Origin of the sequence: Mesorhizobium sp. M7A.F.Ca.US.006.04.2.1 (assembly GCF_004022915.1) — a bacterium.
Classification (GTDB): domain Bacteria; phylum Pseudomonadota; class Alphaproteobacteria; order Rhizobiales; family Rhizobiaceae; genus Mesorhizobium; species Mesorhizobium ciceri.
The window spans coordinates 1-3,757 of record NZ_RZQA01000651.1; the positions used below are offsets into that span (position 1 = coordinate 1).

Here is a 3,757-nt window from a genome sequence, read left to right on the forward strand (position 1 = left end):
CGCCAGCCGTTCCAAGGGGCTGGACGACCGCGCCAATCCGAATCGCTGGTGGAACACGACCGGAGACTGGAAGAAGGTTGCGGCATCGGCGACGGAAACCGCATGATTTCCGCTCGCGAGCCGGCTCTGGTGGGTCGCGCAAGGCCTACCGGGCTTGACTTTCCGGGCGCGTTCTTTATGTGTCGCGCCAAGTTTCCCGCGTCCGGGTGTTTCCCCGTGCTCCAGCGGCCAAAACCCCACGAACAAACGGACTGATATCATGGCCAAAGCCGCAAACATCAAGATCAAGCTTCTGTCGACCGCCGACACCGGTTTCTTCTACGTGACCAGCAAGAACAGCCGCACCAAGACCGACAAGCTGTCGTTCCGCAAGTACGACCCGGTCGCCAAGAAGCACGTCGAGTTCAAGGAAACCAAGATCAAGTAATCCGGGTTTCCCGCCGCAATGCCGAAACGCCGCCCAATGGGCGGCGTTTTTCGTTTGTAACAGTTGATTTCGTTGCATCCGAGCAGAGACTCCAGCCAAAGGATTGACCCTTAGCCATGGTTGCGGCACCCTTGGCCGTGGGTTGGGTGTCACGAATAAGGCGCCTATGGATGTCGAAGAAGTTGAAAGCTGCAATCATTGCAGCCCTTGTCGCTCTGGCTGCTGGCTTTGCCGTCAGCAACGGGCTGATAAGCCAGCAGACGGCCGATGAGATCAAGGCCAGGACTGACCAGGTTCTGACTGAGGAAGAGGCCGCACCGCCTGCACCTCAGCCTGACAGCCCCGCCACGCCTTCCACGGAACCCGCACCGCAGGCTCCGACACCTCCCGCCGCGGCACCCCCGCAAGGATCACAACAGGGTCAATGAAGAAGCCTCGCCAGGATGGGCTCCTCTCGTGCGATCGCACCATCTGAGTGTATCGTTTTAATACAATCGCCAATTGGTAGACTTGCACCACGGATAGGTAGTTAGTTTCAGCGTCAGGCAAAAAGGGGGGAAATGCCTCGCACTGGGAGAAAACGATGTCCGTACAAAAAGGCGACTTTCGAACCAACAGAGCCGACTACGTGATTGCCGCGATGCATGGCGGAGTGACCGCCGAAGACAGCGTTCGAGACGAGAACCTGGCAAGGAGAAAGAAGTCCCTGTGGCTGAAGGAGCGGCGATCGGCCAAATCGGCTGAAAACCCGTTGGACAGCTCGCCGCTGTCCAAAAGAAGCCCTCGCGGTTAGCGGTCTACAATCGCCTTCCGCGATCACACCATATCCGCACACAACCCACTCGCCCATATTGCAGGGGCCACCGTCGGTGTTGACTAACTCCGACGGTGGCCTAGTTCGCGGCGAAATGACCTCCGTTCTTTTGAGAAGACGGCGGGACTAAGGTCTTGCGCCCTAGACGCAAAGGTCCGAGCGATCCTGTTAGGTTCCGGAAATGTCTCTTGGACGTTCCGCTATTTTATCCAATTGAAATGTAGCGTTACCGTGCATGTCCCGCCCGATAGCGGCGCCTGATCCGGCTGCCCGCATCCGACCCGGCTGCGTCCCCTCAGCCGATGCGCTCGCCGCTTTTCGCATCGAACAGATGCAGCTGGTCCGGTTCGGCCGCCAACCGCACCACGTCGCCGGACTTGACGCCGGCACGGCCCATGGCAAAGACGCACAGCTGCTGGCTGGCTAGCTTGACGTAGAACTGCGTCGAAAGGCCGAGCGGCTCGACCACACCCACCTCGCCCTTCAACGCACCCTCGTCCGCCAGCTTGATATGCTCGGGCCGCAAACCGACGGTGATGGCGTCACCGTGGGTCAGTGGCAGGCCTTCCGGCAGCCGCAGCGCCTGGCCGTCGGTCAGTACGGCCTCCAACGTAGCGCCCTTACGAACCGTCGCCGGCAGAAAATTCATGCCGGGTGAACCAATGAAACCCGCAACGAACATGTTGGCCGGCCGGTCGTAGAGATCGAGCGGCGCGCCGACCTGCTGGATCAGCCCGTCATGCATGACGACGATCCGGTCGGCCATGGTCATCGCCTCGATCTGGTCGTGCGTGACATAGACCGATGTCGTCTTCAGTTGCTGGTGCAGCGCCTTGATCTCGGCGCGCATATGGACGCGCAGCTTGGCGTCGAGGTTCGACAGCGGCTCGTCGAACAGGAAGACCTTGGGGTCGCGCACGATCGCCCGGCCCATGGCGACGCGCTGGCGCTGGCCGCCGGACAATTGCCGCGGCAGGCGCTGCAGGAAGGTGTCGAGCCCGAGCCGCTTGGCGGCGCCGTCCACCCTGGAGTCGATCGTCGCCTTCTCCGCCTTCTTCAGGAGCAGGCTGAAGCCCATGTTCTTCGACACGTCCATATGCGGATAAAGCGCGTAGGACTGGAACACCATGGCGATGTCGCGGTCCTTGGGTGCTACGTCATTGACCAGCCGCTCGCCAATGCGGATCTCGCCGCCGGAAGCCTCCTCCAGCCCGGCGATCATGCGCAAAAGCGTGGACTTGCCGCAGCCCGACGGCCCAACCAGGACGACGAACTCGCCATCGGCGATTTCAAGGTCGACCGCGTGCAGGACGCGGACGGCGCCATAGTCCTTGCGGACCTTCTCGAGCGTAACAGAGGCCATCGATCTATCCTTTGACGGCGCCGGCGGTCAGGCCGGTGACGAGATAGCGTTGCAGGAAGGCGAAGAAGATGCAGACCGGGATCAACGCCAGGATGGATGCCGCCATCATCTGTCCCCAATCGACGGCGAACTTGCCGATGAAGGTGAGCAAGCCGACGGCGAAGGTCTTCTGGTCGTCGCTGGAAATCAGCATCAGCGCGAACAGAAGCTCGCTCCAGGCGGCGGTGAAGACGAAGCCGAGCGTGGCGCCCATGCCCGGCAGCGTCAGCGGTACAATCACCTTGCGCATCGCCTGCGCACGCGTGCAGCCGTCGATCATCGCCGCTTCCTCCAGATCCTTGGGGATGCCGTCGAAGAAGGACTGCATGAGGAAGGTGGCAAAAGCCGTGTTGAAGGCGGTGTAGATGATGATCAGCCCGGTCAGGCTGTTGATCAGTCCGATCTGACCCATCACGCGGTAGATCGGCGGAATGACCATCACCAGCGGAAAGGTCTGGGTCAAAAGCAACATCAGCGCCAGTGCTGCCTTGCCGCGAAAGGTGAAGCGCGACATGGCATAGCCGGCAAGCGTGGCGATGATTGTCACCAGTGCCGCCGTCGATACCGAGACGATGACGCTGTTGAGGAAATAGCGCGGGAAATCGGTGGCCTCGAGCACGGTTACGAAGTTCTGCAGCGTCATGTGCGACGGCCAGAAGGTGATGCCTTCGGAATAAAGCAGCCGCTCCGGCGTGACCGAGATCCTCAGCGTCCAGTAGATCGGGAACAAGGCAAAGAGCACGTAAGCCGCGATTGCCGCGTAGAGGCCGATGCCGCCGAAGAAGCGCTGCGAGGTTGAACGTCCTGCGATCATCAGACGTGCCTCACAAGCGTGCGGCGGATACCGATCAGCGCAATCGCATAGGCAATGAGCAGGACCAATAGCAGCACGGCCACCGCCGAGGCATAGCCCTTGTCCAGCGATTTGAAGGCGCTGACATAGATGTAGACCGGCACAGTGTTGGTCGAGCCGGCTGGCCCGCCCTCCGTCATCACGAAGATCAGGTCGGCGAAGGTGGCGATCCAGATGGTGCGCAACATCACGGTGATGGCGATGGTCGGCGCCAGAAACGGCAGCGTCACCTTGGTGAAGCGCTGCCAGGGCGAAGCGCCG

At 61.1% G+C, this 3,757-nt stretch carries 6 protein-coding genes; 3 read left to right on the forward strand and 3 right to left on the reverse strand.

Annotated elements, in window-relative coordinates; all coding sequences use genetic code 11:
* The first annotated feature begins 259 nt into the window (after positions 1-259).
* The 3 genes from rpmG to EN925_RS27310 all read left to right on the forward strand — a co-directional run bounded on the left by rpmG (position 260) and on the right by EN925_RS27310 (position 1,220).
* On the forward strand, positions 260-427 hold the full coding sequence (gene rpmG / locus EN925_RS27300) for a 50S ribosomal protein L33 (protein ID WP_006201775.1): 168 nt from the start codon (positions 260-262) through the stop codon (positions 425-427).
* A gap of 170 nt (positions 428-597) precedes the next feature.
* Positions 598-855: a hypothetical protein gene (locus EN925_RS27305; protein ID WP_024503578.1), complete on the forward strand. Its 258-nt coding sequence runs from the start codon at positions 598-600 to the stop codon at positions 853-855.
* A 155-nt stretch (positions 856-1,010) separates the two neighbouring features.
* On the forward strand, positions 1,011-1,220 hold the full coding sequence (locus EN925_RS27310; RefSeq protein ID WP_013531922.1) for a hypothetical protein: 210 nt from the start codon (positions 1,011-1,013) through the stop codon (positions 1,218-1,220).
* A gap of 316 nt (positions 1,221-1,536) precedes the next feature.
* Here the strand turns inward: EN925_RS27310 and ugpC are convergent, their stop codons facing one another.
* The 3 genes from ugpC to EN925_RS27325 form a co-directional block, all read right to left on the reverse strand.
* Positions 1,537-2,604 (reverse strand): sn-glycerol-3-phosphate ABC transporter ATP-binding protein UgpC, encoded by a 1,068-nt coding sequence (gene ugpC / locus EN925_RS27315; RefSeq protein WP_127385879.1) that lies wholly within the window; start codon positions 2,602-2,604, stop codon positions 1,537-1,539.
* A 4-nt stretch (positions 2,605-2,608) separates the two neighbouring features.
* On the reverse strand, positions 2,609-3,457 hold the full coding sequence (locus EN925_RS27320; protein WP_127369777.1) for a carbohydrate ABC transporter permease: 849 nt from the start codon (positions 3,455-3,457) through the stop codon (positions 2,609-2,611).
* The coding region (locus EN925_RS27325) for an ABC transporter permease subunit (RefSeq protein WP_164894420.1) at positions 3,457-3,757 on the reverse strand (301 nt) is incomplete at its 5' end. The genes EN925_RS27320 and EN925_RS27325, both read right to left, overlap by 1 nt.

Coding starts and splice junctions, on each gene's coding strand:
- rpmG (WP_006201775.1), top strand. CDS start 260: ATGGCCAAAGCCGCAAACATCAAGATCAAGCTTCTGTCGACCGCCGAC.
- EN925_RS27305 (WP_024503578.1), top strand. CDS start 598: ATGTCGAAGAAGTTGAAAGCTGCAATCATTGCAGCCCTTGTCGCTCTG.
- EN925_RS27310 (WP_013531922.1), top strand. CDS start 1,011: ATGTCCGTACAAAAAGGCGACTTTCGAACCAACAGAGCCGACTACGTG.
- ugpC (WP_127385879.1), bottom strand. CDS start 2,604: ATGGCCTCTGTTACGCTCGAGAAGGTCCGCAAGGACTATGGCGCCGTC.
- EN925_RS27320 (WP_127369777.1), bottom strand. CDS start 3,457: ATGATCGCAGGACGTTCAACCTCGCAGCGCTTCTTCGGCGGCATCGGC.